The 967-nt window shown below is 79.8% G+C and carries 1 protein-coding gene; it reads left to right on the forward strand.

The features are described from left to right. A partial coding sequence (locus tag WCS02_RS20610; protein WP_340296183.1) for a DNA translocase FtsK 4TM domain-containing protein occupies positions 1-967 on the forward strand: 967 nt, incomplete at both ends.

Here is a 967-nt window from a genome sequence, read left to right on the forward strand (position 1 = left end):
GTCCACCGCCGCGCGCCGGCCCGCCGCCCGGTCCCGGCAGGCCCCGCCGCCGCCCGGCCTGGCCACGCGGCTCCTGCTCGGCCTGCTCACACTGCCCGGCCGGATGGTCGGCGGCCTGGTCCGCTCGGTCCACCACGGCGCGAGCGAGCTCGACCCGGTCCACCGCCGCGACGGCATCGGCTTCCTCCTGCTGGCCGCGGCTGCCGTCGTCGCCGCCGCGGAGTGGTTCGGCGTCGACGCGGTCGTCCTGGGCTGGGTGCACTACGCGGTGGCCGGCCTCCTCGGCCGCGCCGGCCTGGCGGTGCCACTGGTCCTGCTCGGGCTCAGCCTGCGGCTGTTCCGCCGCCCGGACACCGAGCAGGAGGGCGGCCGCGTCGGCGTGGGCCTGCTCGCCCTCGGTGCCTCCGCCGCCGCGCTGCTGCACGTGCTCGCCGGCTTCCCCGCGCCCCCGGAGGGGGCCGCGCGCCTGCAGGCCGGCGGCGGCATCCTCGGGTTCCTGCTCGCGAACCCGCTCGAGCAGGCGGTCTCGGTGTACCTCACGGTGCCGGTGCTCGTCCTGCTCGCCGGTTTCGGGCTGCTCGTCCTCACCGCGACGCCCCTGCACCAGGTCACCAGCCGGGTGCGCGACGGCCTGGTCTGGCTCACCGGGGGCCGCTCGCACGCGGGCGCCGGCGGCGACGGGGACGACCACGACGAGGACGACCACGACGAGGACCCGGTGGAGACCGGCGCCCACGGGGCCGCGGTGCGCCGCCGCGGCGCGCGCGGCCGCCGCCCGGGCGAGGGACAGGTCGGCGACGACGGCGAGCCGCTCGAGGTGCCCTACGACACCGCCGCGGTGGTCTGGCACGAGGGCGACCCGCCCCCCGGCCGCGGTGCGCGACGCCCTGCCGGCTCCTCGGTCGCCCGGGGCGCGGGCGACGGCGGTCCGGACCGTGGCGCCGACGGCAGCACCGGCCAAGTCGGA

It is taken from the genome of Aquipuribacter hungaricus (assembly GCF_037860755.1).
Taxonomy (GTDB): Bacteria; Actinomycetota; Actinomycetes; order Actinomycetales; family JBBAYJ01; genus Aquipuribacter; species Aquipuribacter hungaricus.